This window comes from Ruegeria sp. F12 (assembly GCF_056533885.1).
On sequence record NZ_JBQFOV010000003.1, the window covers coordinates 148,405 to 173,455 of the forward strand.

At 58.7% G+C, this 25,051-nt stretch carries 24 protein-coding genes; 9 read left to right on the plus strand and 15 right to left on the minus strand.

The annotated features are described in order from the left end of the window. Positions 1 to 19 precede the first annotated feature (19 nt). From ACR0CA_RS05425 to ACR0CA_RS05460, 8 genes are all read right to left on the minus strand, one after another. On the minus strand, positions 20 to 754 hold the full coding sequence (locus ACR0CA_RS05425) for an ATP-binding cassette domain-containing protein (protein WP_480897659.1): 735 nt from the start codon (positions 752 to 754) through the stop codon (positions 20 to 22). Further along, positions 747 to 1,460 (minus strand): ABC transporter permease, encoded by a 714-nt coding sequence (locus ACR0CA_RS05430; protein ID WP_170769471.1) that lies wholly within the window; start codon positions 1,458 to 1,460, stop codon positions 747 to 749. The genes ACR0CA_RS05425 and ACR0CA_RS05430 overlap by 8 nt, the downstream gene beginning before the upstream one ends. Before the next feature lie 152 nt (positions 1,461 to 1,612). Further along, positions 1,613 to 2,602: an ABC transporter substrate-binding protein gene (locus ACR0CA_RS05435; RefSeq protein ID WP_170788515.1), complete on the minus strand. Its 990-nt coding sequence runs from the start codon at positions 2,600 to 2,602 to the stop codon at positions 1,613 to 1,615. Between the two features lie 53 nt (positions 2,603 to 2,655). Next, complete coding sequence (locus tag ACR0CA_RS05440) at positions 2,656 to 3,501, minus strand: ABC transporter permease (RefSeq protein WP_480502987.1); 846 nt, start codon at positions 3,499 to 3,501, stop codon at positions 2,656 to 2,658. Continuing rightward, a complete protein-coding gene (locus tag ACR0CA_RS05445) occupies positions 3,498 to 4,430 on the minus strand; it encodes an ABC transporter permease (RefSeq protein WP_480897660.1) in 933 nt (310 codons plus the stop codon). The genes ACR0CA_RS05440 and ACR0CA_RS05445 overlap by 4 nt, the downstream gene beginning before the upstream one ends. Before the next feature lie 24 nt (positions 4,431 to 4,454). Continuing rightward, on the minus strand, positions 4,455 to 5,252 hold the full coding sequence (locus ACR0CA_RS05450) for an ABC transporter ATP-binding protein (protein WP_480897661.1): 798 nt from the start codon (positions 5,250 to 5,252) through the stop codon (positions 4,455 to 4,457). 54 nt (positions 5,253 to 5,306) lie between these two features. Further along, the gene (hydA, locus tag ACR0CA_RS05455) at positions 5,307 to 6,761 is read right to left on the minus strand and encodes a dihydropyrimidinase (RefSeq protein WP_480897663.1); all 1,455 of its coding nucleotides are present in this window, start codon (positions 6,759 to 6,761) and stop codon (positions 5,307 to 5,309) included. A gap of 92 nt (positions 6,762 to 6,853) precedes the next feature. Then, on the minus strand, positions 6,854 to 8,104 hold the full coding sequence (locus ACR0CA_RS05460; RefSeq protein ID WP_170788512.1) for a Zn-dependent hydrolase: 1,251 nt from the start codon (positions 8,102 to 8,104) through the stop codon (positions 6,854 to 6,856). Between the two features lie 171 nt (positions 8,105 to 8,275). Between ACR0CA_RS05460 and ACR0CA_RS05465 the strand changes: the two genes are divergently transcribed. Further along, the gene (locus tag ACR0CA_RS05465) at positions 8,276 to 8,884 is read left to right on the plus strand and encodes a TetR family transcriptional regulator C-terminal domain-containing protein (RefSeq protein ID WP_480856576.1); all 609 of its coding nucleotides are present in this window, start codon (positions 8,276 to 8,278) and stop codon (positions 8,882 to 8,884) included. A 34-nt stretch (positions 8,885 to 8,918) separates the two neighbouring features. After that, on the plus strand, positions 8,919 to 9,143 hold the full coding sequence (locus ACR0CA_RS05470; protein ID WP_237215754.1) for an N-(5'-phosphoribosyl)anthranilate isomerase: 225 nt from the start codon (positions 8,919 to 8,921) through the stop codon (positions 9,141 to 9,143). A 48-nt stretch (positions 9,144 to 9,191) separates the two neighbouring features. Here ACR0CA_RS05470 and preA read toward each other — a convergent pair whose 3' ends face one another. The 3 genes from preA to ACR0CA_RS05485 all read right to left on the minus strand — a co-directional run bounded on the left by preA (position 9,192) and on the right by ACR0CA_RS05485 (position 12,668). Then, a complete protein-coding gene (gene preA / locus ACR0CA_RS05475) occupies positions 9,192 to 10,496 on the minus strand; it encodes an NAD-dependent dihydropyrimidine dehydrogenase subunit PreA (RefSeq protein ID WP_170788509.1) in 1,305 nt (434 codons plus the stop codon). Positions 10,497 to 10,540: 44 nt separating this feature from the next. Next, positions 10,541 to 11,875 (minus strand): NAD(P)-dependent oxidoreductase, encoded by a 1,335-nt coding sequence (locus tag ACR0CA_RS05480; protein ID WP_480897666.1) that lies wholly within the window; start codon positions 11,873 to 11,875, stop codon positions 10,541 to 10,543. Positions 11,876 to 12,035: 160 nt separating this feature from the next. Beyond that, a complete protein-coding gene (locus tag ACR0CA_RS05485) occupies positions 12,036 to 12,668 on the minus strand; it encodes a cupin domain-containing protein (RefSeq protein ID WP_480897667.1) in 633 nt (210 codons plus the stop codon). Positions 12,669 to 12,825: 157 nt separating this feature from the next. Between ACR0CA_RS05485 and ACR0CA_RS05490 the strand changes: the two genes are divergently transcribed. From ACR0CA_RS05490 to ACR0CA_RS05500, 3 genes are all read left to right on the plus strand, one after another. Next, complete coding sequence (locus ACR0CA_RS05490) at positions 12,826 to 13,821, plus strand: hypothetical protein (RefSeq protein WP_480897882.1); 996 nt, start codon at positions 12,826 to 12,828, stop codon at positions 13,819 to 13,821. Positions 13,822 to 13,893: 72 nt separating this feature from the next. After that, positions 13,894 to 15,186, plus strand: coding sequence for an O-acetylhomoserine aminocarboxypropyltransferase/cysteine synthase family protein (locus tag ACR0CA_RS05495; protein ID WP_480897669.1), 1,293 nt, complete (start codon positions 13,894 to 13,896; stop codon positions 15,184 to 15,186). A 3-nt stretch (positions 15,187 to 15,189) separates the two neighbouring features. After that, positions 15,190 to 15,900, plus strand: a complete 711-nt coding sequence (locus ACR0CA_RS05500) for a GNAT family N-acetyltransferase (RefSeq protein ID WP_480549781.1) — start codon at positions 15,190 to 15,192, stop codon at positions 15,898 to 15,900. 2 nt (positions 15,901 to 15,902) lie between these two features. On the opposite strand, the gene ACR0CA_RS05505 is transcribed toward ACR0CA_RS05500, so the two are convergent. After that, positions 15,903 to 16,598 (minus strand): SIMPL domain-containing protein, encoded by a 696-nt coding sequence (locus ACR0CA_RS05505; protein ID WP_480897670.1) that lies wholly within the window; start codon positions 16,596 to 16,598, stop codon positions 15,903 to 15,905. Between the two features lie 219 nt (positions 16,599 to 16,817). On the opposite strand from ACR0CA_RS05505, the gene ACR0CA_RS05510 reads away from it, so the two are divergent. Continuing rightward, a complete protein-coding gene (locus ACR0CA_RS05510) occupies positions 16,818 to 18,662 on the plus strand; it encodes a hypothetical protein (RefSeq protein WP_480897672.1) in 1,845 nt (614 codons plus the stop codon). Positions 18,663 to 18,708: 46 nt separating this feature from the next. Here the strand turns inward: ACR0CA_RS05510 and hppD are convergent, their stop codons facing one another. Then, positions 18,709 to 19,806, minus strand: a complete 1,098-nt coding sequence (hppD, locus tag ACR0CA_RS05515) for a 4-hydroxyphenylpyruvate dioxygenase (protein WP_480897673.1) — start codon at positions 19,804 to 19,806, stop codon at positions 18,709 to 18,711. A gap of 146 nt (positions 19,807 to 19,952) precedes the next feature. On the opposite strand from hppD, the gene ACR0CA_RS05520 reads away from it, so the two are divergent. Beyond that, positions 19,953 to 20,408, plus strand: a complete 456-nt coding sequence (locus ACR0CA_RS05520; protein ID WP_480503000.1) for an Lrp/AsnC family transcriptional regulator — start codon at positions 19,953 to 19,955, stop codon at positions 20,406 to 20,408. Positions 20,409 to 20,422: 14 nt separating this feature from the next. Then, positions 20,423 to 22,303 carry a monovalent cation:proton antiporter-2 (CPA2) family protein gene (locus tag ACR0CA_RS05525; RefSeq protein WP_170784446.1) on the plus strand — a complete coding sequence of 627 codons (1,881 nt, stop codon included), beginning with the start codon at positions 20,423 to 20,425 and terminating at the stop codon, positions 22,301 to 22,303. Positions 22,304 to 22,328: 25 nt separating this feature from the next. On the opposite strand, the gene cobT is transcribed toward ACR0CA_RS05525, so the two are convergent. Beyond that, on the minus strand, positions 22,329 to 23,342 hold the full coding sequence (cobT, locus tag ACR0CA_RS05530; protein WP_480897674.1) for a nicotinate-nucleotide--dimethylbenzimidazole phosphoribosyltransferase: 1,014 nt from the start codon (positions 23,340 to 23,342) through the stop codon (positions 22,329 to 22,331). A 79-nt stretch (positions 23,343 to 23,421) separates the two neighbouring features. Here cobT and cobS point away from each other — a divergent pair, with 79 nt between their 5' ends. Continuing rightward, complete coding sequence (gene cobS / locus ACR0CA_RS05535) at positions 23,422 to 24,186, plus strand: adenosylcobinamide-GDP ribazoletransferase (RefSeq protein ID WP_480874964.1); 765 nt, start codon at positions 23,422 to 23,424, stop codon at positions 24,184 to 24,186. Here the strand turns inward: cobS and ACR0CA_RS05540 are convergent. Next, positions 24,183 to 24,953, minus strand: coding sequence for a potassium channel family protein (locus ACR0CA_RS05540; RefSeq protein ID WP_480897676.1), 771 nt, complete (start codon positions 24,951 to 24,953; stop codon positions 24,183 to 24,185). The two genes, cobS and ACR0CA_RS05540, sit on opposite strands and share 4 nt — an antisense overlap. Positions 24,954 to 25,051 lie beyond the last annotated feature (98 nt).

Genomic DNA, 25,051 nt, shown 5'->3' on the forward strand with positions numbered 1-25,051 from the left:
CAGATCTCCATAGTTTGAGTTAGGTCACCAGCCCACCAGCAAGATAACGACGCGCGGCGTCGCTTTGCGGGGCGTCCAAAACTTGTCTGACGACGCCGTGTTCAACCACATGGCCGCCTTGCATCATAACGACATCCGCTGCAAGGCGACGCGCCTGACCTATATCATGTGTCACCATGACAATCCGCACCCCCCGGCGCGAGGCGCGCTGGATCATGCGTTCGATCATCTGCGTGGCACTCGGGTCCAGCGCACTGGTGGGTTCATCCAGAAACAGCGTCTCAGGCTCCAACGCCAGAGCACGCAGAATGGCTAGCCGCTGCGCCTCCCCCCCCGACAAAGAGCGCGCGGATTGCCGCCCTTTTCCGTCCAGACCGCCCTCGGTCAGCAAGTCTTCGATCCGGGCTTTGCGCTGGCCCCAAGACAGGCCCTGACGCTTCAGCACAAAATCCAGATTGGCCGCGACCGAGCGACGCAGAAGCACCGGCTGTTGAAACACCATCGCCTGCCGAGATTTGTGCACGCCAGACAAAGCCACGCCGTCCTGTTCGATCCGCCCCCGGTCAGGCGAGATCAAACCATGCAAGCAACGCAGCAACAGACTTTTCCCAGCCCCGTTCGGCCCAAGGATCAGCGTCGGCCCGGGCCCGTCCAAAGACAAATGCGCAACGTCCAGAAGGACCTTTCCCTTGCGTGTTATCTTCACGTCCCGAACCGTCAGGCTGCTGGCCATGTCACACACCAGATCACGCATGGCGCAACCCCTCCTGCTCGGCGCGCAGGCTGACGGTGCTGACCATGGCGTTCACCGCCACCGCAATCCCGATCAGGATCGCGCCCAAGGCCAGCGCCAGCGCCAGATTGCCCTTGGAGGTTTCAAGCGCGATGGTCGTCGTCATCACCCGCGTCACATGGTTGATGTTGCCGCCAACGATGATCACCGCGCCCACCTCGGCAATGGCACGTCCGAACCCGGCCAACAGCGCAGTCACCAGCGCCAGGCGTGCATCCCACAGCAGCACCGGCACCGAGGCTAAACGCGACACCCCGAGCGAGCGTAGCTGTTCCGAATATTCCTCGGCCAGCATCTCGATCACTTGCCGGGTCAGCGCGGCCACAATAGGTGTCACCAGAACAACCTGTGCGATGATCATTGCGGTCGGGGTATAGAGCAACTCCAGAACACCCAGCGGCCCGGATCGGGACAACATCAGATAGACCAACAAGCCGACAACAACCGGCGGGAAGCCCATCAGAGCATTCATCAGCACGATCAGCATCCGCCGTCCCGGAAAGCGCGCAACGGCCAAGGCCGCGCCCACAGGCATCCCGATAAGGGCAGAAATCAGAACGGCGAAGACAGAAACTTTCAAAGATAACAGCACAATCGCCCACAGCTCTGAATCCCCTGTCAGGATCAGGCCCAAGGCTGAATTGAATTCTGATGCAAATCCCTGCATTTTTTTCCGTCCAGTCGCGATTTCGTACGAAATGCGATAATTTACAACGGAATACTAAGTCATTTCCCGGCCAAGTACACACACTTTTCCGACATCAGAAACGCAAAACGCGGCCCCAACCGGGGCCTCGCTCAATTCGGTTTAAACCGGGCTTAGTTCAGCGCTGCGTCGGTGATCTTGTGGGTCCACGCCCCCTCAGGCTGTTGGGTGATGACCGGATCAGAACCACCGGCCAGCAGAGTACCCACGGTCCGCTCAAAGTCCGCCGGGTCCAAAGCGCCATTCGACCCTGCGGTCAGCTTGGCGATCTCACCCATCATGCGCTTTTGGTGTTTTTCGGTCTGCGCTCCGGTCGCGTCATTGTCCAACACGATCTCGGCGGCCTCATCCGGGTTCTCCTCGGCGTATTTCCAGCCTTTCATCGAGGCACGGACGAACCGTTCCATCTTGTCGACAAAGGCTTCGTCGCTCAGGTTTTCTTCCAGTACGTAGAGGCCGTCTTCAAGCGTGGCGACACCCTGATCTTCGTACTTGAAGGTCACAAGCTCATCGGGATTTACGCCCGCGTCGATCACCTGCCAGTACTCGTTATACGTCATGGTGCTGATGCAATCGGCCTGGCGCTGCAGCAGAGGATCAACGTTGAAACCTTGCTTGAGGACCTCAACCCCACTCTCGCCCTTGCCGCCAGTGTCGATGCCTAGCTGGCTCATCCAGCTCATGAAGGGGAATTCGTTGCCAAAGAACCAGACACCCAGCGTGCGGTTCTTAAGGTCATCCGGTGATGCAATACCGGCATCCTTCCAGCAGGTCAGCATCATGCCCGAGCTTTTAAATGGCTGCGCGATGTTTACCAGCGGCAGACCCTTTTCACGTGCGGCCAGCGCAGCAGGCATCCATTCGACAGTCACATCCGCGCCGCCCCCCGCGATCACCTGAGTTGGAGCGATGTCGGGGCCGCCGGGCAAAATGGTAACGTCCAGCCCTTCTTCCTCGTAGAATCCCTTATCGGCGGCCACATAGTAGCCCGCAAATTGCGCCTGCGTGACCCATTTCAGCTGCAATGTCACCTCATCGGCGGACCATGCGGCACCGGCGGTCAGGCCAAAGGCGGCAACCGCCCCGCTGAGTAGCTTTTTCATCTTCATGTCTCCTAGTTGCTGTTTATGCCCCGTTGTCGGGGTCTGTTGAATTCCTATCCTCGTTGCGACGGGTGCCAGAAGGTCACCGCCTTTTCCGCCGCTGCGACAAGGCCATAAAACACGGTCCCGGCCAGCGCGGCTACGGCGATCTCGGCCCAGACAAGGTCGATCGACAGGCTGCCGACGCCGGTCGAAATCCGAAACCCCATGCCCCGTGTGGGTGAACCGAAATACTCGGCCACAATCGCCCCGATCAAAGCAAGCGTGGTTGCAATCTTCAACCCATTGAACACAAAGGGCATCGCCGCTGGCAAGCGCAGTTTCCACAAGGTCTGCCAATACCCGGCCGCGTAGGTCCGCATCAGGTCACGCTGCATCGCATCCGCCTCGCGCAGACCCTGCACGGTGTTCACCAGGATTGGAAAGAACACCATGACCACGACAACCGCCGCTTTCGAGTGCCAATCGAACCCGAACCAACTGACCAGAATTGGCGCGATCCCGACAATGGGCAGCGCCGCGGCGAAATTCCCGATGGGCAGCAGACCACGCGTCAGAAAAGCCGAGCGGTCAATGGCAACCGAACAAGCAAAAGCCGCAGCACACCCGATCACAAATCCGGTCAGCGCGCCCTTGAAGACGGTTTGCTTGAAGTCTTCCCACAAAATGCCGGATGACTGCACAAAGGCTGTCCCCACATCTGAAGGTGGCGGCAGGATAACCGGCGAAACACCCAACCCGCGCACCAGCCCCTCCCAAAGCACCAACAGCGTGATGCCAAACAGAACCGGTACAAAAATGCGCGCCGCACGGGTTTTGCGATAGGACGAGATGGCCAGCCGGTAGTTCGCGAACCAGGCCAAGCCCCAGAACAGCAAAGCAAAGGATAGCCAGGTCATGCGTTCAACCCCATCCGGCGCAGGGCCAGTCGCTGCAGCAGATCCAACAGTGTCACCAGCAAGCCCGCCAGAATGGCGGCAGCCAGCAGGGCCGCCCAGATGGCCAGAGGCGTTCCGAACTGGTCTCCGATCAGGATTCTGGCACCAAGACCTGACACAGCCCCCGTCGGCAACTCGCCCACAATCGTGCCAACCAATGCAGCCGCGATCCCGACCTTGAGCGACGTGAACAGATACGGCACCGAGGATGGCAGCCGAAGTTTAAAGAACCCCTGCGCGCCCGAGGCGTTATAGGTCTTCAACAAATCCAGTTGCGGCAGCGATGGCGACCTTAGCCCCTTCACCATCCCCACCAGCACCGGGAAATAACACAGATAGGCCGAGATTACCGCCTTGGGCACCCCGCGCCCCTCAATCCCTAGCTGAGAGCTGACGACAATAATCATCGGCGCCAGCGCCACAATCGGGATGGTCTGGCTTATAATCGCCCATGGCATCAGGCTCATATCCGCGACACGCGAATAGACGATGGCGACAGCCGCCAAAATGCCCAGCGTTGTGCCAAGTAGAAAACCCCACAGCGTGGATTTCAGCGTGATTCCAGCATGGTAGATCAGCGACCGTTTCGAGAATGCACGACCCTTGGCCACCATCTCACCGGTCGTTTTCCACAGCTCCTGCCCAACCTGTCCGGGGGTCGGCAGCCGTGGACGTTCCAGCGCATAGCCGCCGGAAATCGCTCCGGGGTTTGACGCCATCAGGACCCAGACCGAAGTCTCTCGCCGTTCGCGCGACGTCTCGGGCGTCACTACCTGCCCCGCACGCTCGGCCTGATCCAGCGAGATGCGAATGTTCATCGGGGCCACTGCCGCGTACCACAGCGCGACAATTGCGGCGAGCACCACCAAGATAGGCACCAATTTCTTCATCGCGCGCCCCGCAGTCTGGTTGCCTTAATCATCATAGGAATGCCCCGCCCGCAGCCCTTCGCGCACCCGATGCGCAACCTCGATAAATTCCGGCGTGTCACGAATATCCAAAGGCCGCTCCTTGGGCAGAGGGCTGTCGATCACATCGGTGATCCGACCGGGCCGAGGGCTCATCACCACGATCTTGGTACTAAGATAGACCGCCTCGGGGATCGAGTGCGTTACGAATCCGATGGTCTTTTCCGTCCGCGCCCATAGCGCCAGAAGTTGCTCGTTCAGGTGATCGCGCACAATCTCATCCAGAGCGCCAAAGGGTTCGTCCATCAACAGGATATCGGCATCAAAAGCCAAAGCCCGCGCAATACTGGCCCGCTGCTGCATCCCGCCCGACAGCTGCCACGGAAATTTTCCACCAAACCCATCCAGATCAACAAGTTCCAGGACTTTCTTCACGCGCTCTTCTTGCTCGGACGCGGAATAGCCCATGATCTCGAGCGGCAATTTAATGTTCTTGGAGATGGTCCGCCACGGATACAACCCCGCGGCTTGAAACACATAGCCATAGGCGCGCTTCCGCCGCGCCTCGTCAGGGGTCATGCCATTGACGGTCAGCGTTCCCCCGGTCGGCGTCTCGAGCGCTGCGATACAACGCAAGAAAGTAGTTTTGCCACAGCCGGAGGGGCCGATAAAACTGACGAAATCCCCCTTGTCGATTGTCAGGTTCACGTCTTTCAACGCGTGGATCGGGCCGTCATTGGTTTGGAAGGTGAGATCGAGTTGCCTTGCCTCGATCACAGGCTGGGTCGTACTTTCAGTAGTCATTCCATTACCTTGAAAAGGTTTCGCTTTGGGGCGCCCAGGGGACGCCCCCGCAAATCACACACCCGTCGCCGGAATACCCGTCCGCTCGACCGGGCGCGGGGCGGTCAGCTCTTTCCACGTGCTCAGCGCTTTGTTCACATGGGTATTGGCCTCGCGTGCCACGAATTTTCCATGTCCTTCCTGTGTCTGGATCTCACCATCATGAACAGCGACCGAACCACGGGTCAGCGTGAACCGGGGCAACCCGCGCACTTCCTTGCCTTCGAACACGTTGTAGTCGATCGAAGACTGCTGCGTTTCGGCTGAAATCACCTTGGCTTTGTCCGGGTCCCACACAACGATATCCGCATCCGCACCAACCAAAATAGCACCCTTTTTAGGATAGCAATTCAATATCTTAGCGATGTTTGTTGAAGTAACTGCCACAAATTCGTTCGGCGTCAGGCGCCCGGTATTCACTCCATGGGTCCACAGCATCGGCATCCGATCTTCCAGCCCGCCTGTCCCGTTGGGGATCTTAGTAAAATCGCCCACGCCATATCGCTTCTGTTCGGTGGTAAAGGCGCAATGGTCGGTGGCCACCACGCTCAGCGTTCCCGATTGCAAACCGTTCCAAAGACTGTCCTGATGCTGCTTGTTCCGGAACGGAGGGCTCATGACCCGCCGCGCCGCATGCTCCCAATCATGGTGGAAATACTCGCTTTCATCCAAGGTCAGGTGCTGGATCAAAGGCTCGCCCCACACCCGTTTACCCTGCATCTTTGCCCGGCGAATGGCCTCATGGGCTTCTTCGCACGAGGTGTGCACCACATACAAAGGCACGCCCGCCATATCGGCGATCATAATGGCGCGGTTTGTCGCCTCACCTTCGACCTGCGGCGGGCGGGAATAGGCGTGTGCCTCGGGCCCTGTATTGCCTTCAGCCAGCAGCTTAGCACTCAACTCGGCCACCACATCACCGTTCTCGGCATGCACCATCGCGGTGCCGCCCAACTCGGCAAGACGCTTGAACGAGGCGAACAACTCATCATCATTCACCATCAACGCACCCTTATAGGCCATGAAGTGCTTGAACGTGTTGATCCCGCGCGTTTCAATCACGGTTTTGATGTCGTCAAACACCTGCTCGCCCCACCATGTGACGGCCATGTGGAACGAATAATCGCAATTCGCCCGCGTCGATTTATTGTCCCAACGCTTCAGTGCATCCAGCAGGCTTTCCCCCGGATTAGGCAGCGCAAAATCCACCACCATCGTGGTGCCACCAGCCAAAGCCGCCCGGGTTCCGCTTTCGAAATCATCGCTGGAATAAGTGCCCATGAACGGCATCTCAAGATGCGTATGCGGATCAATCCCACCCGGCATCACATAGCAACCGGTCGCGTCCAGTTCCTTATCGCCTTTCAGATCCTGACCGATCTCGGTGATCACGCCACCTTCAACCATCACATCCGCGTTGTAAGTCAAATCGGCGGTCACAACGGTCCCGTTCTTGATCACAGTGCTCATTTCAATCTCCCTGTGGCGGTCTACGCCGCCTGCTTCATCTGGCCAAAAGTATCCCGGGGGATTCGCCCACCGGGCGACGGGGGCAGCGCCCCCTACTCCACGATCTCAGCCGTCTCGACAACCGCATGCAACAGAACATCAGCCCCTGCCGCAGCCCAGTCTTTGGTGATTTCCTCAGCTTCGTTATGGCTTAATCCATCCACACAAGGGCACATCACCATCGCCGTCGGCGCCACCCGGTTGATCCAGCACGCATCATGCCCGGCGCCTGAGATGATATCGGTATGCGAATACCCCAACCGTTCCGCTGCATCGCGTACCGCCGCCACACAGCCGTCATCGAACTGCACAGGATCAAACCCACCGACCTTCTCGAACTCGATCTGCAAGCCCATTTCTTCGACAATATCTTCAGCCGCAACGCGCAGTCGTGCCTCCATATCTTGAATCACGTCCAGATCGGGCGAGCGAAAATCGACCGTAAACACCGCCTTGCCAGGGATCACATTCCGCGAATTCGGGAACACATCGATATGCCCCGCCGCCCCAACGGCATGGGGCGCATGGGACCAGGCAATCTCGTCCACTTTCTCAAGAATCCGCGCCATCGCCAGACCCGCATTCTTGCGCATCGGCATCGGGGTCGAGCCGGTATGGGCATCCTTGCCGGTCACCGTGATCTGGGTCCAACTCAACCCCTGACCGTGGGTGACAACACCAATGTCCTTACCTTCCGCCTCAAGAATGGGTCCCTGTTCAATATGTAGTTCAAAGAAGGCATGCATCTTGCGCGCGCCCACCTCCTCTTCACCACGCCAACCGATCCGCTGCAATTCATCGCCAAAGGCCTTACCCTCAGCATCTTCACGCGCGTAGGCCCAATCCTGCGTGTGCATCCCGGCAAACACCCCCGAGGACAACATAGCGGGCGCGTAGCGTGTCCCTTCCTCATTGGTCCAGTTCGTAGCCACAATGGGATGCTTTGTCTTGATCCCCAAATCGTTCAACGTTCGGATGATCTCCAAACCGCCAAGAACCCCCAAGACGCCGTCGTATTTCCCGCCTGTCGGCTGCGTGTCCAAGTGCGAACCAACATAAACCGGCAAAGCGTCGGGATCTGTTCCCGCTCGGTGAGCAAACATATTGCCCATCTGATCCAAGCCCATGGAGCAACCCGCATCCTCACACCATTTCTGAAACAAGGCGCGGCCTTCAGCGTCCTCATCGGTTAGGGTCTGGCGGTTATTGCCGCCCGCAACACCGGGGCCGATCTTGGCCATCTCCATCAGACTGTCCCACAATCTGTCGCCATTGATCCTGAGGTTCTGCGCCGGAGCTGCCATCTTGTTCTTCCCTGTTGCTTGCGATTTGGCTCGCTTTTGGTGTCTTGATTTGACCATCTGGTCAAACTCACGCTATCACGGGTTCGAGATCAGTCAAGAAATTGCAGGACGCCATTAGATTTTTTGGCCTATCCAGCGCCCACTTGCCGTAAAATGAGACAGTCTGGAACAATGTCCAAAGACCGCGCCCCCACCAGAATTCAGAAAAAGAATCGCGCAGCGATTCTCGAGGCTGCCTTGAACGTGTTTTCATCCCATGGCTTCCGCGGCGCGACCGTAGACCAGATTGCCACCGAGGCAGGCCTGAGCAAGCCAAACCTCCTGTACTATTTCCCGACAAAAGAGGCCATTCACACCGCGCTCCTGTCCGGATTGCTGGAAACATGGCTGGCCCCTCTGCACGAACTGGATGCCGATGGCGACCCTATGGAGGAAATCCTCGCCTATATCCGACGCAAACTGGAAATGAGCCGCGATCTGCCGCGCGAAAGCCGCCTATTCGCCAACGAGCTCGTGCAAGGCGCGCCGCGCATTCACGACTCGCTTTCAAGTGACCTCAAGATCTTGGTGGATGAGAAAACGGCGATTCTTGTCGGCTGGATGGATCAGGGGAAAATAGCGCGACTTCATCCGTATCACCTTATCTTTTCGATCTGGGCGCTGACCCAGCACTACGCCGATTTCGACGTACAGGTTCGTGCGATTTTGGGGGACGAAGATCCTTTTGAAGGCGCGGAACCTTTTGTAGACACGCTCTACCGGAAACTCCTTATGCCTTAAGGTCCAGTTAACCAAATTGCGGCAGCATATGCCCATGATTACCGTTCGCCCCTATCCCGATCCCTGGCTCGACCAGTTGTTTTCCACCAAATCCGCGCAACGCGGTGCGGTCGTGCGCAGGTCCACGAGCTGGGTGGAAAGAGAAGTAGGGCATGAGACGTTTCAGCAAGAAATAAGGCGGCGTGGATACCACCTGATCCGCACCGCCAACCAATATATCGTGATCTGCCACAGCGGCCCCATCGACATTTTGTTCTGAGAAAATTCGTCGAATTTTCTGATCCAAGATTTTTCGACGAAAAATCTCCTATTCCGCAGCTTTCGCCATCGGATTGTTCGGATGTGACGTCCAATTGGCGTAGTCAGGCTGCACTTCCCGTCCGGTACGCGGATCAATTTCGCCCGCATTCATCGGGACCATCGAAATGCACCCATCCACCGGGCACACATCCACGCATAGATTGCAGGCGACACATTCGTCATCCATCACCTCGAACACACGATCATCAGACATGGAAATCGCCTGATGGCTGGTATCCTCGCAAGCGGCATAGCAGCGGCCACATTTGATGCATTGGTCCTGATCGATCTTGGCCTTCGCCACATAGTTCAGGTTCAGATATTGCCAATCCGTCACGTTCGGCACGGCCAGACCAACAATCTCCGAGACGTCCTTATACCCCTTCTCGTCCATCCATTTGGACAGGCCCGCCGTCAGTTCATCAATAATCTTGAACCCATAGGTCATCGCAGCCGTACAGACCTGAACGGTGCCACAGCCCAAGGCCATGAACTCGGCCGCATCACGCCATGTAGTCACGCCACCGATACCGGAGATCGGCAGACCATGCGTTGCTTGCGCCCGCGCAATCTCTGACACCATCGACAGAGCGATCGGCTTCACCGCCGGACCGCAATAGCCACCATGGCTGCCCTTGCCGTCAATCGAAGGTTCGGGGCTGAATGTGTCCAGATTGACACTCGTGATCGAGTTGATTGTGTTGATCAGCGACACCGCATCCGCGCCGCCATTCTTTGCAGCCTCGGCAGGTTTGCGGATATCCGTGATGTTGGGTGTCAACTTCACGATCACAGGACGGTCATAGTGTTTCTTGCACCACCGCGTGACCATCTCGATATATTCCGGCACCTGCCCGACGGCCGATCCCATCCCGCGCTCGCTCATGCCGTGGGGACAGCCGAAGTTCAACTCGATCCCGTCAGCACCGGTTTCAGCCACGCGAGGCAGGATGGCTCTCCAAGCCTCTTCCTCGCACGGCACCATGATCGAGGCGATCAGCGCGCGGTCCGGGTAGTCGGCCTTGACCCGGGCCATCTCTTCCAAGTTCACCTCCAGTGGCCGATCGGTGATCAGTTCGATGTTATTCAGCCCCAGCAGCCGCCGATCCGCGCCATAAATCGCTCCGTACCGAGGCCCGTTTACGTTCACGACCGGAGGGCCCTCGGCCCCCAGCGTTTTCCAGACCACGCCGCCCCAACCGGCCTCGAAGGCGCGGCGGACATTGTATTCTTTGTCAGTCGGCGGCGCCGAGGCCAGCCAGTACGGGTTCGGGCTTTCTATACCCAGAAAGTTTGTCTTTAAATCAGCCATTTATCCGACCCTCCTGATGCCGATTAGCATCCAAAATCACAGTTTCACGCCGTCAGTTTGGCGTGGATGTCCATTGCTGCATCGCGACCCTCGGCCACAGCGGTCACGGTCAGGTCTTCACCACCAGCCGCGCAGTCACCCCCGGCCCAGACACCCGCCATCGAGGTCCGACCCGCGCCAGTGACAGCGATCTTGTTGCCGTCCAGCGTTAGCCCTTCGGGCGCGCCTTCCAGCGTCTGACCAATCGCTTTCAAAACCTGATCCGCAGGTAGGCGGATCACTTCGCCCGTCCCGGTCAATTGACCGCCCTCGCTCGAGGTATACTCCAACTCAATCTCAGCCGCGGCGCCGTTTCCGTGCACGGCCACAGGCTGCACATTGGCCATGATCTTGACCCCATGCGAGGCCGCAAGGTCCTGCTCGTACCGACTGGCCCCCATGGCATCACGTCCCCGGCGATAAGCGATAGTGACATGTTCCGCCCCTAGCAGCTTGGACTTCACCGCCGCGTCCACGGCGGTCATGCCACCGCCAATGACGACCACATTGCGCCCTACCGGCAAGTCAGTCAAATCACTAGCCTGCCGTACATCCGAGATGAACTCGACCGCAGCCCGCACGCCATCCATATCAACGCCACCCGCGCGCAGAGCGTTCACTCCGGCCAAGCCAATGGATAGGAAAACTGCGTCGTAATTTGCTGACAAGCCCTCCAGAGAGATCGTGTCGCCCAGAACCGAACCTGTCTCGATCGTGATCCCACCGATCTGCATTAGCCAATCCACCTCGGCCTGCGCGAAGTTGTTGGTCGATTTATAGGCCGCGATCCCATATTCGTTCAGGCCGCCCGGCTTGGGCTTGCTTTCGTGAATAACAACCTCATGCCCCAGCATCGCCAGCCGGTGTGCGCAGGCCAGACCTGCAGGCCCTGCCCCAATCACCGCAACGGTTTTGCCGGTCGACTCGGCACGTACAAACGGATGCGCCCCGTCTGCCATAACACTATCGGTTGCATAACGCTGCAAACGCCCAATCTCGACCGGAGCGCCCTCAGCTGCTTCGCGCACACAGGCTTCTTCACACAATGTCTCGGTGGGACACACACGGGCGCACATGCCGCCCAGAATATTCTGCGCCAATATGGTCTCACCCGCCGCTTCGGGCTGACCGGCCTGAATCTGCCGCATGAACAACGGAATATCGATATCCGTCGGACAGGCTGTCACACATGGCGCGTCATAGCAAAAGTAGCACCGATCTGCTGCCACGGCGGCCTCATGCGCGGCCAATGGCGGATGCAGATCCGTGAAATTCGAGGTCAGCTCATCGCTGGAAAGCCGCCCGGAGACAATGCCGGGGACCATCTGGCCCTGTGCCATCGCTCTACTCCCTGTAGATATGGTTGTTGTACTCTCAGCTTGCCACAGTCTGAAATTTTATCAATTGGTAAAATTTGCCAAATGGTCAAAAAATTAAGAAACCGGGCTCGACGGCCCGGTTTCCAGAAAATACTGCCTAAAATTACAGCGTCGCTGTCGGTCAGACCATGCCAGAGAGGTGCCCAGACTTGATCCACACGCGGGCACCATCGGTCCCGGCGGTCGCAACAGACTGGGTTTCCGGCGGCAGTCGAAGCCAATCCCAGGCCGAGAATTCCTCATCTGCTTCTGAAACAGACCCCTCAATGATGAACAACTCCAGCCCTTGCTCTGAATCCAGGTTCAGCGATTCACCGGCGGCGAGGCTCAGGACTCTGACATCCTCTTGGGCATCCTTGAACAGTTGCAGTTTCTCTGCCCCGTTGATCGATCGCCGCACCTCAGTGCGATCCGCTGGATCGAACTGATGCAGCTTGACCAGAATCGTCGCGCCTTCCTTGGCCGAAGGCGTATGCGACGAGGTCGGCGGGTTGCGCACGTAGCTGCCCACCGGGAAATCCCCGGTTTCATCCTGAAAGACACCTTCAAGAACCAGATATTCCTCACCCCCATCATGGGTGTGCGCGGCAAAGGCGCTGCCCGGAGCAAAACGCACAATCGTGGTGGCGCGGGCGACCTCCTCACCGATACGGTCCAGCATCTTCCGCTCGACCCCGGCGGCGGGGGATTGGACCCATTCGCTCTGATCAAAGTGAACGGCGACGCGTTTGGTGAAATCTGCGTTGACCCTCATTTGAGATATCTCCTGTTTCGGCATCTTGGCATAAGATGGGGGCACGGTCCCGGTTTTCAAATTTTGCGCCTCAAGGTGGAGTTCACATCTGGTTTTGCCCGCCGCCCCTGCGTAATGTGCCGCCAACCGAAATACCCCAGTGATTGACCGGACACCGATGCAGGCCACCCCCAAGACATTCAACATCGTCCTGATCGGACAAAACAACCGCCTGCAATACGAGTCGCTACTGTTTGCCACCTCACTCCGTCACAGCAGCCCCGACTTTGCCGGTCGTGTGTTCGTCGCCGTGCCCCAACCCGGCCCGCTTTGGTCACAAGACCCCAGCATTCAGAACGAAGATATCCTGCACGCGCTGCGCCAGTTGGATGTCGAGATATTGCCCTTCGACTCCCAGGTATTTGGCGAAAGCTATCCCTACGGCAACAAAATCGAGGCTTTGCTGGCCCTTCCCGAAGGTGAGCCCTTTGTGTTCTTCGACAGTGACACGCTCTTCACCGGTGATCTGAACACTGTCCCCTTCGATTTTTCCCGCCCAAGCGCTTCGCTGAAGGTCGAGGGGACATGGCCCCGCCCGACCCTCTACGGCCCCGGTTTCGACGGAATTTGGCGGGCGCTCTACCAGCGGTTCGGGTTGGATTTCGACAGTTCGCTGGATACCAGCCAACCGCATGACTACTGGCGGCGCTATCTGTATTTCAACGCAGGCTACTTTTTCTATTCCTGCCCGCGCGTTTTTGGGGAGCGTTTCCGTGACTACGCGCGGGCCATACGCGACGAAGATATCCCGGAACTGGCCGGTCAGGTGCTGGACCCCTGGCTGGATCAGGTGGCGCTGCCGCTGGTCATTCATTCACTGGGCGGAGGACGCGATGCCCTGCCCGCTGGCCTGTTGGACGGCTCTGTCACTTGCCACTACCGACTGTTTCCGCTGCTCTATGCCCGTGAAAGCGATCATGTGGTCGAGGTGCTGGAAACAGTGGCGGCCCCAAACCGGATCAAGAAAGTGCTCAAGGGCTATGACCCGATCCGCAAACTGGTGATTCAGCGCAAAGGTCACAAAATTCGCGCGATGTTTGATCGCGAGAACCTGCCGCAACGCGAGCAGGTTATCCGCAACAAGATCAAGGCGAAGGGATTGTGGATGCGCTGACTGCGTTGTTGTGCGCACGCCCCTGATCGCCTAGAGATTCTGCAACATAAATTCCAAAGGGAGATTTTGACCATGTCTGACGGCCCCACCTACGGCTTTGACACGCTTCAGATTCACGCAGGCGCCCGGCCCGATCCGGCCACAGGCGCGCGCCAGACGCCGATCTATCAGACCACGGCCTATGTCTTCCGTGATGCCGACCACGCGGCCGCGCTGTTCAACCTGCAAGAGGTGGGCTTCATCTATTCCCGTCTGACCAACCCCACCGTCGCCGTGCTGCAAGAGCGCGTGGCAACGCTTGAGGGTGGCGTGGGCGCTGTCTGCTGCTCGTCAGGTCACGCCGCGCAGATCATGGCGCTGTTCCCGCTGATGGGACCGGGCTGCAACGTTGTGGCCTCGACCCGCCTGTATGGCGGCACGGTCACGCAGTTTAGCCAGACCATCAAACGCTTTGGCTGGTCGGCCAAATTCGTCGATATGGACGACGCCGAGGCGGTGAAGGCCGCGATTGACGAAAACACCCGCGCTGTGTTCTGCGAGTCCATTTCGAACCCCGGTGGCTACGTCACCGATATCCGTGCGATGGCAGATGTCGCGGACGCGGCGGGCATTCCGCTGATCGTCGACAACACCTCGGCCACGCCCTACCTGTGCCGCCCCATCGAACAGGGCGCGACACTGGTGGTGCACTCGACCACCAAATACCTGACCGGGAACGGCACCGTCACCGGCGGCTGCATCGTGGATTCGGGCAAATTCGACTGGTCAGCGAATGACAAGTTCCCTTCGCTCAGCGAACCCGAACCCGCCTATCACGGCCTGAAATTCCACGAGACTTTCGGGCCGCTGGCCTTCACCTTCCACGGTATCGCCATCGGTCTGCGCGATCTGGGCATGACCATGAACCCGCAGGCGGCGCACTATACGCTGATGGGGATCGAAACCCTGTCGCTGCGGATGGAGCGTCACGTTGAGAACGCGCAGAAGATTGCAGCCTGGTTGGAGGCCGATGACCGCGTCGATTATGTGACCTATGCGGGCTTGCCCTCGTCGCCCTATCACGATCGGGTCAAGGCACAATACACCAAGGGTGCCGGTGCCCTGTTCACCTTTGCTGTAAAGGGCGGCTATGACGCCTGCGTCAAACTTGTGAACGCACTGGAAATCTTCAGCCATGTTGCGAACCTCGGCGATGCGCGCTCGCTGATTATCCATTCGGCCTCGACCACGCACCGGCAGTTGACCCCTGAACAGCAAGAAGCTGCAGGGGCAGGTCCCGGCGTTGTACGTGTCTCGATCGGGATTGAGGATGCAGATGACCTGATCGCTGATCTGGATCAGGCTCTGTCCAAAGCCACCGCCTGAATGATGACGGACCACCGAACCAACGCCTTTGGCCAACCTATCGGCGCGCCGGTGTCGGGTGAGTTTCCACGCCCGATGCCCCCCCGCACCGATATGCCGGGGCGGTTTTGTTCAGTGGTTCCTTTGGATGCGAAACAGCATACATCCGGCCTCTACCGGGCGTTTGCGCAGGACGAAGACGGTCGGAACTGGACCTACTTGCCAGAAGAGCCGATCACATCCGAGCCCGCGTTCTCAGATTGGATGAAACAGGCCGAACGTAGCGCAGACCCGATGTTTCACACTGTTCTGGACGCAACCGGCACCCCGGTTGGCCACGCAACCTATTTGCGTATCACCCCCGACGCCGGCGTCATCGAGGTCGGCTATATCCATTTCTCACCCTTGATGCAGCGCACGCCCGTGGCGACTGAAGCGATGTATCTGATGATGCGGCGGGTCTTCGACGAACTGGGCTATCGCCGGTACGAATGGAAATGCGACGCGTTGAACGCACCGTCGCGCAGCGCGGCCGAGCGGCTAGGCTTCACCTTCGAAGGCATCTTCCGGCAAGCAACCCATTATAAAGGACGCAACCGGGACACCGCGTGGTATTCGATTCTGGACAGCGAATGGCCCCGTATTCGATCGGCTTTCGAGGCATGGTTGACCCCTGAGAACTTCGACCAGACGGGCCAGCAGCGTCAGTCACTGCAAGCCCGCGCATCACGCTGAGCTTACTGGGAAATCCCAAACTCCATCGTGACATTGACCGAGACCGAGACCTCGCCTCCTGCCACCGGAATTCCACCTGCATCCGCCGCCGCGAATTCGCGCATCTGGGCCGCAGGCCGGATGCCGCCGACCTGCTCGCTGATCTGCTGAACAGGGCCCAGTGTGACCGTGGCTGCCTGCGCCAGTTGCTCGGCCTTGGCTGTCGCCTCGGCCACGGCTTTGGCACGCGCCTCAGCCTCCAGCGGTTTGGGGTCTTGAATACCAAAGCTGAGACCGCCGAAATCATTGGCCCCGTCTTGGATGACCGCATCCATCACTGCGCCCAACTGCGTCAGATCACGCACCCGCACAAACACGCGGTTTGAGGCTGAAAAGCCCGAGATTTCAGGCCGTTCTCCAGCTTGGTTGCCACGGCCCGCCCAGACCGGTGACAGTGACAGATCGCGGGTCTGCACATCGCGCGCGTCGATCCCCATCTGGTCCAGCCGTGCCAGGATTTGCGACACAGCATCTGACGTGGCCTTCATCGCAGCAGCGGCCTGCTCATTCTCATTGGTAACGCCCAGAGTAATGGTGGCCATGTCCGGTTCAGCCAGCACAGTGCCTGCTGCGCTAACGGTGATGCGACGTTCTTCCGCATGGGCTGCGCCAACCGCAGTTGCGGCCATCAAGGCCGCCAGAAAAGCGAATTTCTTCAAGGTCTTCCCTCCGATTTCGTTACTGTCAAGATGGGGTGGCAAGGGTCTGCCGAACAAGGGGGAAACCCGGCTTTTTCTTTCCCTCGGCAAGATCCTGCTTTAATGTCGGTCTGCGGACGGGATGCCTGTCTGTTTTGACCCTGATAACTATGGTTCGTCCGGCTTATGAAACCTGCCTTTGAGCTGATTTTTTCGTCTACCGGAATCTCTTTGCACCATTTGGCCAACAATGACTCATTTTGGCTTGGTGATGTGTTCGTGGATGAGCCGGATCTGGGCACGCAGCTTGCCACGCTACGCGACAAGGCCTTTGCGCTTGAGACGCAGCTGAGCTGTACGCTGGTGCTGCCGAAAGATCAGGTACGCTATCTGGCTGTCGACGCCGATGGCGCGGACGGATCTGTTGAGACGGCTCTGACCAGCGCGACGCCTTACACGTTGGACGAGCTGGTTTATGATACCGCAACAAGGGACCAGATCATTCACGTCGCCGCTGTGGCGAAACAAACGCTAACCGAAGCCCGCGAGTTTGCCACTGAACATGGATTCGTACCGGTTCAGATCACGGCACCAACCGATGGTGAAGACTATCCCGAAGCGCCTCAGTTCCTGTCACCCGAGCCTATCGCGGCACCCGTTCCCGACACTCCGCAACCAGCTGTACATGTCGTAGCGCCCTCTCCCGCTGCTGCGGATTTCCGGTCGGTCCCTGAAGCCGAGACTCGGTCCATTCCGTATGCAGCGAACCTGACGCAATATACGGTTCCCGCAGCAGTCGCAGGTGTTGCAGCGGTGGCCATTTTAGTCTGGGCGCTTGGCGGCAATCCCGACGACGAAGTCCAAGAGACGGAAACCGCCCAAATCGAGGTTGATCCCGAGATTGCGGTCGCCCCGCCTGAACCATTGGAATCTGTGGAGGCCGATCCGGATGTGACGGACTTCGCGGAACCCGAACCAGATGAACCGCGCGCGACAGAAACGGTCGTAAGTGACCCCGTTGAAATAGAAACCGCCGCGTCCGAACCAATTCCGGCCCCTGCCGAACCAGAAGAACCTGCGCTTTCCGCCACAGATGTCGCCATCCTCGAGGCGCTGAAAGTGGCGCCCACCGTTGTTGAACCGATCGCGCCCGAACCGGAGCCGCAACCGCTGCTGCCCGCTGTGCGGTTTGAAACACCTCAGCCCCTGAACAGCCCTGTCGCTGTTGAGGCCGAAGATATCTATCTGGCCTCCATCGACCCGTCGGACCTGTCGCGTGACGCGGTTGCCCTGCCACAGGTCGCAAGGTTTGACACCGATCTGGAATTCCAACCGGTCGCGCAACCCTCAGCTGCAGGCACCCGGTTTGAGTTGGATGAGCGCGGATTGGTGACACCCACTGCCGAGGGCACGCTGAACCCGGACGGCATTATCGTCTATCTCGGCCGCCCGTCGAAAGTACCCCCAGATGTCCCCGTGCGGTTCGAGGAAGAGCCTGTCCCTGATGAGGTGACATCACGTCTGGCCGAACTGCGACCAAAGCCGCGCCCCGAGAACCTGATCGACCAGTTCGAGCGCCAGCAGCTTGGCGGGCGCACATTGCAGGAACTGGCAGTCTTGCGCCCCAAACTGCGACCTGCGTCCCTGAAGCCGCCAGAGATTGACTACACACCCACCGCACTGGCCGTAGTTCGCGTCCCGCGCCCTAAACCGCGCCCGGCCGGGGCAGCTCGTAGCGCGCGTGTCAACACTGTGAATTTGGGATCGACCGCCGCCGTTGCGCAATCCGTTGACGAGGCGGAGTCCTTCCAGCCCAAAGCGGTCGCGCCAAAAATCCCGTCCTCTGCTTCGGTCGCGCGGCAGGCGACAATCGATAACGCGATCAACCTGCGCAAGCTGAACCTGATCGGCGTCTATGGGACGCCTGCCAACCGACGCGCCTTGGTGCGTCTGCCCAGTGGGCGCTACAAGAAGTTGAAAGTCGGAGACAGGCTGGACGGCGGCAATGTGGTGGCGATTGGCGATTCCGAACTGCGCTATCAAAAACGCGGCCAGAACGTAACATTGCGGCTGCCCAGAAGTTGATCACCGGGGGCGCAGGCCGCCCCCGAGATCAAGTTAAGACACAGGATCAAGCGGCTGAAATTTCACCGGATTCGATTTGTTCGCGCTCGATGGATTCGAACAGAGCCTGGAAATTTCCTTCACCAAACCCGTCATCTCCTTTGCGTTGGATAAACTCGAAGAAAATCGGGCCGATCACGGTTTTCGAGAAGATTTGCAGCAAGATCCGGGTTTCGCCCCCGTCCAGCACGCCCTCGCCGTCAATCAGAATGCCGTGTTTCATCATCCGGTCCAGCGGCTCTTCATGGTCGGCCACGCGGTCCTTGGACATGTGGTAATAGGCTTCGTTCGGGCCCGGCATAAACTTCAGACCCTTTTCGGCAATCGCATCGGTCGAGGCATAGATGTCCTCGCTGCCGACCGCGATATGCTGAATACCCTCGCCTTTGTATTTCTTGAGGTAGGACACGATCTGGCCCGTCTCGCCCCGGTCTTCGTTGATAGGAATGCGGATACGGCCGCAGGGGGATGTCAGCGCGCGACTATAGAGCCCGGTGAACTTACCCTGAATGTCAAAAAAACGAATCTCACGGAAGTTGAACAAATCGCCGTAAAATTTGAACCACTTGTCCATATTTCCCTTGTAGACGTTGTGGGTCAGGTGATCGAGGTAATAGAACCCGTCGCCGCGCGGCTTGGACTGTTCGGTCCATGTGAATTCCTGATTATAGGGCGAGGTGTCATAATATTGATCGATGAAATAGATCAGCGATCCGCCAATCCCTTTGATCGCGGGAACGTCCATCGTTTTGTCCGCAGCATCATAGGGCTCGGCGCCCTTGCTGACGGCATACTCGAAGGCTTTTTTCGCATCCACAACTCGCCAGCCCATCGACGGGGCGCAAGGGCCATGTTCTGCGACAAACTTGGCGGCAAAGCTCTCGGGATCCGCGTTGAGGATATAGGTCACGTCGCCCTGCTGCCACAGCTCGACCGAGGGCTTGTCCTTGTGGTGGCCGACCAACTCAAACCCCATCTTGGCGAACAGGTCTCGCAGTTCCTGTGGCTCGGGGTGGGCGAATTCGACAAACTCGAACCCGTCGGTTCCGGCCGGATTTTCGGGGCCGATGACAGATTTCGGGGCGTTATGCGGGAAGGGTCCCATGGCGCGTCTCCGTAAAAACAGGAATTTCTTTGCTGATTCCAAAATAAGTCTTATTCAGCGCTGTTTCTGCGCATTGTTTTCGGGTAAACTAAGTTTAAGTGCGAAAAATCCGCACGTTTTGATGATTTTATGAGGAATTTGTGCAGGTGTTGGATTCAATAGACACACGGCTTTTGTCGGCGCTTCAGACAAATGCGCACCTGACGGCCCATCAATTGGGTGAGATGCTGAACCTGTCGCCCAGTCAGGCCGGACGCCGCCGTCAACGGCTCGAGGCCGAGGGGTATATCACCGGCTATGCCGCGCGGCTGGACCCACTAAAGTTGGGCTTGCAGGTGCAAGGTTTTATCCAGGTACATTTGGGCACCCATGGCCCCGAGCAATCCGAAAGTTTCGCCCGTTTGGTTGACACTCGACCCGAGATCACCAGCGCCTGGACGATGACCGGCGAGGCTGACTATCTGCTGCATGTCTATTGCGACGATCTTTCCGCGCTCAATCGCTTGCTTCATCAAGTGATACTGCCGCATCCTGCGGTGGCACGGGTGCAAAGCCAGATCGTGATGGACCAACTCAAGCGCGATGCGCCCCTGCCCACCTGACCCGAGAGGATAATATGGACGATTTCCTATACCAGGCTTCGATCTATCTGGCGGCTGCCGTGATCGCTGTGCCCTTATCGGCGCGCCTGGGTCTTGGGTCGGTATTGGGATACCTGGCCGCCGGTATTGTCATCGGTCCGATGTTCGGACTGGTGGGGGCCGAGACCGAAAGCCTGCAACATGTTGCCGAATTCGGTGTTGTCATGATGCTGTTCCTGATCGGGCTGGAACTGGAGCCTCGCGCCTTGTGGGATATGCGCGAACGGCTACTGGGTCTTGGTGGGCTGCAGGTTCTTTTGTCCACTGCGGTGATTGCCTGCGTGGCCATGTATGCCAACCACCCGTGGTCGGTGGCGCTAGCTGTCGGGTTGACCCTGTCATTGTCCTCAACCGCGATCGTGCTGCAAACCCTGTCGGAAAAGGGGTTGATGCAGACAAATGGCGGCCGGGCTACGTTCTCAGTTCTGTTGACGCAGGATATTGCGGTGATCCCGATGCTGGCCTTGCTGCCTCTGCTAGCGTTGCCTGCGGTGCCTCACATCCAGAATGACGGATCTATCGAGCGGGGCGCGGCAGATCTGCATGACAAGGCACATCACAGCCTGTCCCTGGTCGAAGGCCTGCCCGGGTGGGCTGTGACGCTGGTGACACTGGCCGCCATCGCCTTCGTCATTCTTGCCGGCATCTACCTGACCCGCCCCTTGTTTCGCTTCATCCATGCCACCCGCCTGCGCGAGATGTATACGGCGCTGGCGCTGATGATCGTCGTGGGGATTTCCTTCCTGATGACGTTGGTCGGCCTTTCGCCTGCCCTTGGCGCATTCCTGGCAGGCGTGGTTCTGGCAAGTTCGGAGTTCCGCCATGAAATGGAAAGCGACCTGGAACCGTTCAAAGGTCTGTTTTTGGGGTTGTTCTTTATCACCGTGGGGGCCGGGATTGATGTCGCCTATTTCTTCAACGACCCGTTTGATCTGATAGGCCTTGCCCTTTTGGTCATTCTGGCCAAAGGCATCATCCTGTTTCTGGTTGGCCGTGCCTTCAAACTGCGCGGGCGCGATCATTGGCTATTCACCTTGGGTTTAGCGCAAGCGGGTGAATTTGGCTTTGTTCTGCTGGCCTTCTCAACACAGCAAAACGTCATCCCGCCCGATCTGTCACAAAAGCTGCTGATGATCATCGCCCTTACAATGTTGATTACGCCACTTTTGTTCATCATCTACGACCTGCTCTCGCGCCGGATCAGCGATGGCGGGCCCGCCCCCGAACCCGATGAGATCGACGAGAAAGGCCCGGTGATCATCGCAGGCATCGGTCGGTTTGGTCAGATCGTGAACCGGCTGGTGCGTGCCAGCGGGTTCAAGACAATCGTTCTGGACCACGATATCGAAACCATCCAGCTGATGCGTCGGTTTGGCGTCAAAGGGTTCCTGGGCGATCCCACCCGCCCAGAACTGCTGCGTGCCGCCGGGTTAGAGAAAGCCTCGGTTCTGGTCGCTGCGATGGATGACCCCAAGACAGTCACGCGGCTGGTCAGCTTCGCCCGCCGCCAGCGTCCCGACCTTCATATCGTCGCCCGCGCTCATGACCGAACCCATGTGTACGAGCTGTATCAGGCCGGGGCCAATGACATCGTGCGCGAGATGTTTGACGGATCGCTCCGGGCTGGACGCTATGTGCTCGAGAATATCGGCCTCAGCGACTACGAGGCGGCGCAGGCCGAGCAGACCTTTTACCACCACGACCGGACCGCTGTTCGGGAATTGGCCGAACTGTGGATCCCCGGGATGCCCACCGGTGAGAACAAGAAATATATCGATCGGGCCCGGCAGCTTGAAAAGGACTTAGAGACCGAGCTGTTGGAACTGGCCGAGAAACACGCCCAGAAATCAGCCTGACCGTTCCCCGGTCAGGCCCTTCAGCTTAGCCGTCCGACACGCCAGCTTCAGCAAAGGTTGCCATACCGGAATGACAGGCGACAGCGCTTTTAACGATATTGATCGCCAAAGCACCACCAGACCCTTCACCCAGACGTAGGCCGAGGCTGAGCAGCGGCTCTTTGCCAAGCTGGGCGAGCACCGCGCCATGCGCGCCTTCAGCGCTTTGATGGCCTGCCGCGGTGTGATCCAGCGCCCCGTCGACCGTGCGGGCCAGACAGGCCGCAGCAGCTGAACAGATGAACCCGTCCAAAACAACCGGAATGCGCAGGATGCGGGCGGCAGCAATCGCCCCAGCCATGGCCGCAATCTCGCGCCCGCCCAGACAGCGCAGCACCTCCAACCCGTCGCCCGAGCCGCCATGCAGGGCTACGCCCTCTGCCACCACACGGGTTTTGTTGGCCAGCCCAGCATCGTCCACGCCGGTTCCACGCCCAGTCCAATCGGCGGCTTCGCCTCCGAACAGAGCGCAGGCAATCGCGGCGGCGGGGGTGGTATTGCCAATCCCCATCTCGCCCACGACCAGCAGGTCAGCTTCCGGGTTCACTGCGTTCCAGCCGGTTTGCAGCGCACGCAACAGTTCGTCCTCGGACATGGCCGGACCGGTGGTGAAATCCACGGTCGGACGGTCAAGCTCCAGCGCGTGCACGTCCATCGTTGCTCCCGCCGCTTTGGCCAACTGGTTGATCGCCGCGCCGCCATGTTCGAAATTCATCACCATCTGCACGGTCACTTCGGGCGGAAAGGCCGAAACGCCCTGCGCCGTAACACCATGGTTTCCGGCAAAGACAATGACCTGCGGCGCATTGATCTGCGGCCGCGCGTCCCCACGCCAGGCCGCATACCAGATCGCCAGATCTTCCAGCCGCCCCAGCGCACCTGGAGGTTTGGTCAATTGTCCGTTCCGGTCCGCGGCACCCTGACGGGCGTCGCCATCGGATCCGGGCGCATTAGAAAGGGCGTCACGAAAAGAATTCAGGTCGGTCAGGTCTGGCAGCATCCAAAGCCTCGTTGCATCAGAGTGGTCCTGTGTGTTTAACCGAAGCGACCAAAGCAACAAGACCCTGAAAGGCGCGGGAGTGCTAAAAAACGACACCAAACTCATTTCCCACTGGGATATACTGCTGGCACTGGTCCTGTTGACGCGTTTACCGATCCCGCGCCTGCCCGAGGATGCTTTTGATCGTCAGGTCTTGGCCGCCTGGGCGTTTCCGTTCGCCGGTTTCGTTGTCGGCGCTCTGGCCTGTGCGGCGGGATGGGTCGGATCGGCTTGGGGCCTGCCCCCGTTGGCCTGCGCCGTCATACTGGTTGCAGTGCTGATCCTGTGTACCGGGGCCATGCACGAGGACGGGCTGGCTGACACCACAGACGGGTTCTGGGGCGGGTTTGACCCGGCCCGACGTCTTGAGATCATGAAAGACAGCCACATCGGCACTTATGGCGTTCTTGCCCTGATCTTGTCGCAAGCCCTGCGCGTTGCGCTGATCGCCCCCTTGCTGGCAACTGGCGCTTTCGGAGGCATACTGACTGCCTGCATCCTGTCGCGCGCAATGATGCCGATATTGATGACTGCCCTGCCCAACGCCAGAAACGCTGGTCTGAGCCATTCGGTCGGCGCTCCCCTGTCGTCCACTACTGGGATCGGGGCTGCCTTTGCCCTCGCAATGGCCCTGATCTTGACTGGTGCCACCGCATTTAAGGCTTTGATTGTCGCCGCTATTGTTACGTTCGCCATCGGTTTGGTCGCCAGATCCAAAATTCGGGGACAGACCGGCGACGTGTTGGGCGCAACGCAGGTGATGACCGAGCTTGCCATTCTGATAGCGCTGGCGGCGGCGCTTTAGGACGTGCCTCCAGTTTCGATCCGCAACACTTCGCCGCAATGTTTGCAGTGCACAGCGTCTGGGTCGTGTCGATACAAGCCGCAGCTTCGGCATTTGTGCCGTACTTTTTGTGGCATGAAAATCGCCTGCGCCAGCCGCACGAACAGCGCCACCCCAACCACCATGATAAAGACCGAAATCAGCTTACCGCCCGGTGTGTCCAGCGTGATGTCGCCGAACCCCGTTGTCGTCAGCGTCGCCATGGTGAAATACAAAGCGTCAATATAGGGGGTCTGGCTGTCCTCGGGGATGAAAAAGACCAGAACGGCAGTCGAGGTCACGAATACAAAGACCAGCAAATTGATGGCGGCAATAACCGCGTCTTCATGGGTGCGGAAATATTGGACGTCGCGGCGCAGATCGCGCAGTAAGTGAAAGGAATGGATCAGGCGCAGAGCGCGCAGAATCCGCAGAAAGGCCAGATTGCCCGAAAGGAATGGGTCGAGCATTAGCGACACGATCACAACCAGATCGGCTAGGGTGTAAATCTTGAAGAACAGTTTGCGCCGGTCCCGCGCGATCCATAGGCGCGCCGAAAAGTCCAGCAGGATCAGGAACCCGACGAACATGCTGGCGATCGTGATCCCAGGACCGTGTGAAATATGCGCAGTGGCGACAAAAAACACGATTGTCACCGCGTCGAACAGGATCAGCCCGTAGCGGAACCAGACCGAAACCGGGTCATGTCCGATATAGAGATATTTGAGCGTTTTCTTTATCTGGGCCATCTAGACGCCTCTACCTATTGGGAAAATACCCCCAAACGAAGAGGTAGAAAATAAAAAAGGCCGCCCCCAACAGGAGCGGCCCAAACTATTCAAAGCAA

Excerpts from the sequence above, each read along its gene's own strand:
- ACR0CA_RS05440 (WP_480502987.1), bottom strand. The coding sequence starts at position 3,501 with ATGACCTGGCTATCCTTTGCTTTGCTGTTCTGGGGCTTGGCCTGGTTC.
- ACR0CA_RS05485 (WP_480897667.1), bottom strand. The coding sequence starts at position 12,668 with ATGAGGGTCAACGCAGATTTCACCAAACGCGTCGCCGTTCACTTTGAT.
- ACR0CA_RS05465 (WP_480856576.1), top strand. The coding sequence starts at position 8,276 with ATGTCCAAAGACCGCGCCCCCACCAGAATTCAGAAAAAGAATCGCGCA.
- ACR0CA_RS05525 (WP_170784446.1), top strand. The coding sequence starts at position 20,423 with ATGGACGATTTCCTATACCAGGCTTCGATCTATCTGGCGGCTGCCGTG.
- ACR0CA_RS05490 (WP_480897882.1), top strand. The coding sequence starts at position 12,826 with ATGCAGGCCACCCCCAAGACATTCAACATCGTCCTGATCGGACAAAAC.
- ACR0CA_RS05435 (WP_170788515.1), bottom strand. The coding sequence starts at position 2,602 with ATGAAAAAGCTACTCAGCGGGGCGGTTGCCGCCTTTGGCCTGACCGCC.
- ACR0CA_RS05425 (WP_480897659.1), bottom strand. The coding sequence starts at position 754 with ATGCGTGATCTGGTGTGTGACATGGCCAGCAGCCTGACGGTTCGGGAC.
- ACR0CA_RS05540 (WP_480897676.1), bottom strand. The coding sequence starts at position 24,953 with ATGGCCCAGATAAAGAAAACGCTCAAATATCTCTATATCGGACATGAC.
- ACR0CA_RS05445 (WP_480897660.1), bottom strand. The coding sequence starts at position 4,430 with ATGAAGAAATTGGTGCCTATCTTGGTGGTGCTCGCCGCAATTGTCGCG.
- ACR0CA_RS05450 (WP_480897661.1), bottom strand. The coding sequence starts at position 5,252 with ATGACTACTGAAAGTACGACCCAGCCTGTGATCGAGGCAAGGCAACTC.
- hydA (WP_480897663.1), bottom strand. The coding sequence starts at position 6,761 with ATGAGCACTGTGATCAAGAACGGGACCGTTGTGACCGCCGATTTGACT.
- cobT (WP_480897674.1), bottom strand. The coding sequence starts at position 23,342 with ATGCTGCCAGACCTGACCGACCTGAATTCTTTTCGTGACGCCCTTTCT.
- ACR0CA_RS05500 (WP_480549781.1), top strand. The coding sequence starts at position 15,190 with ATGACGGACCACCGAACCAACGCCTTTGGCCAACCTATCGGCGCGCCG.
- preA (WP_170788509.1), bottom strand. The coding sequence starts at position 10,496 with ATGGCTGATTTAAAGACAAACTTTCTGGGTATAGAAAGCCCGAACCCG.
- ACR0CA_RS05480 (WP_480897666.1), bottom strand. The coding sequence starts at position 11,875 with ATGGCACAGGGCCAGATGGTCCCCGGCATTGTCTCCGGGCGGCTTTCC.
- ACR0CA_RS05495 (WP_480897669.1), top strand. The coding sequence starts at position 13,894 with ATGTCTGACGGCCCCACCTACGGCTTTGACACGCTTCAGATTCACGCA.
- ACR0CA_RS05460 (WP_170788512.1), bottom strand. The coding sequence starts at position 8,104 with ATGGCAGCTCCGGCGCAGAACCTCAGGATCAATGGCGACAGATTGTGG.
- hppD (WP_480897673.1), bottom strand. The coding sequence starts at position 19,806 with ATGGGACCCTTCCCGCATAACGCCCCGAAATCTGTCATCGGCCCCGAA.
- ACR0CA_RS05470 (WP_237215754.1), top strand. The coding sequence starts at position 8,919 with ATGATTACCGTTCGCCCCTATCCCGATCCCTGGCTCGACCAGTTGTTT.
- ACR0CA_RS05430 (WP_170769471.1), bottom strand. The coding sequence starts at position 1,460 with ATGCAGGGATTTGCATCAGAATTCAATTCAGCCTTGGGCCTGATCCTG.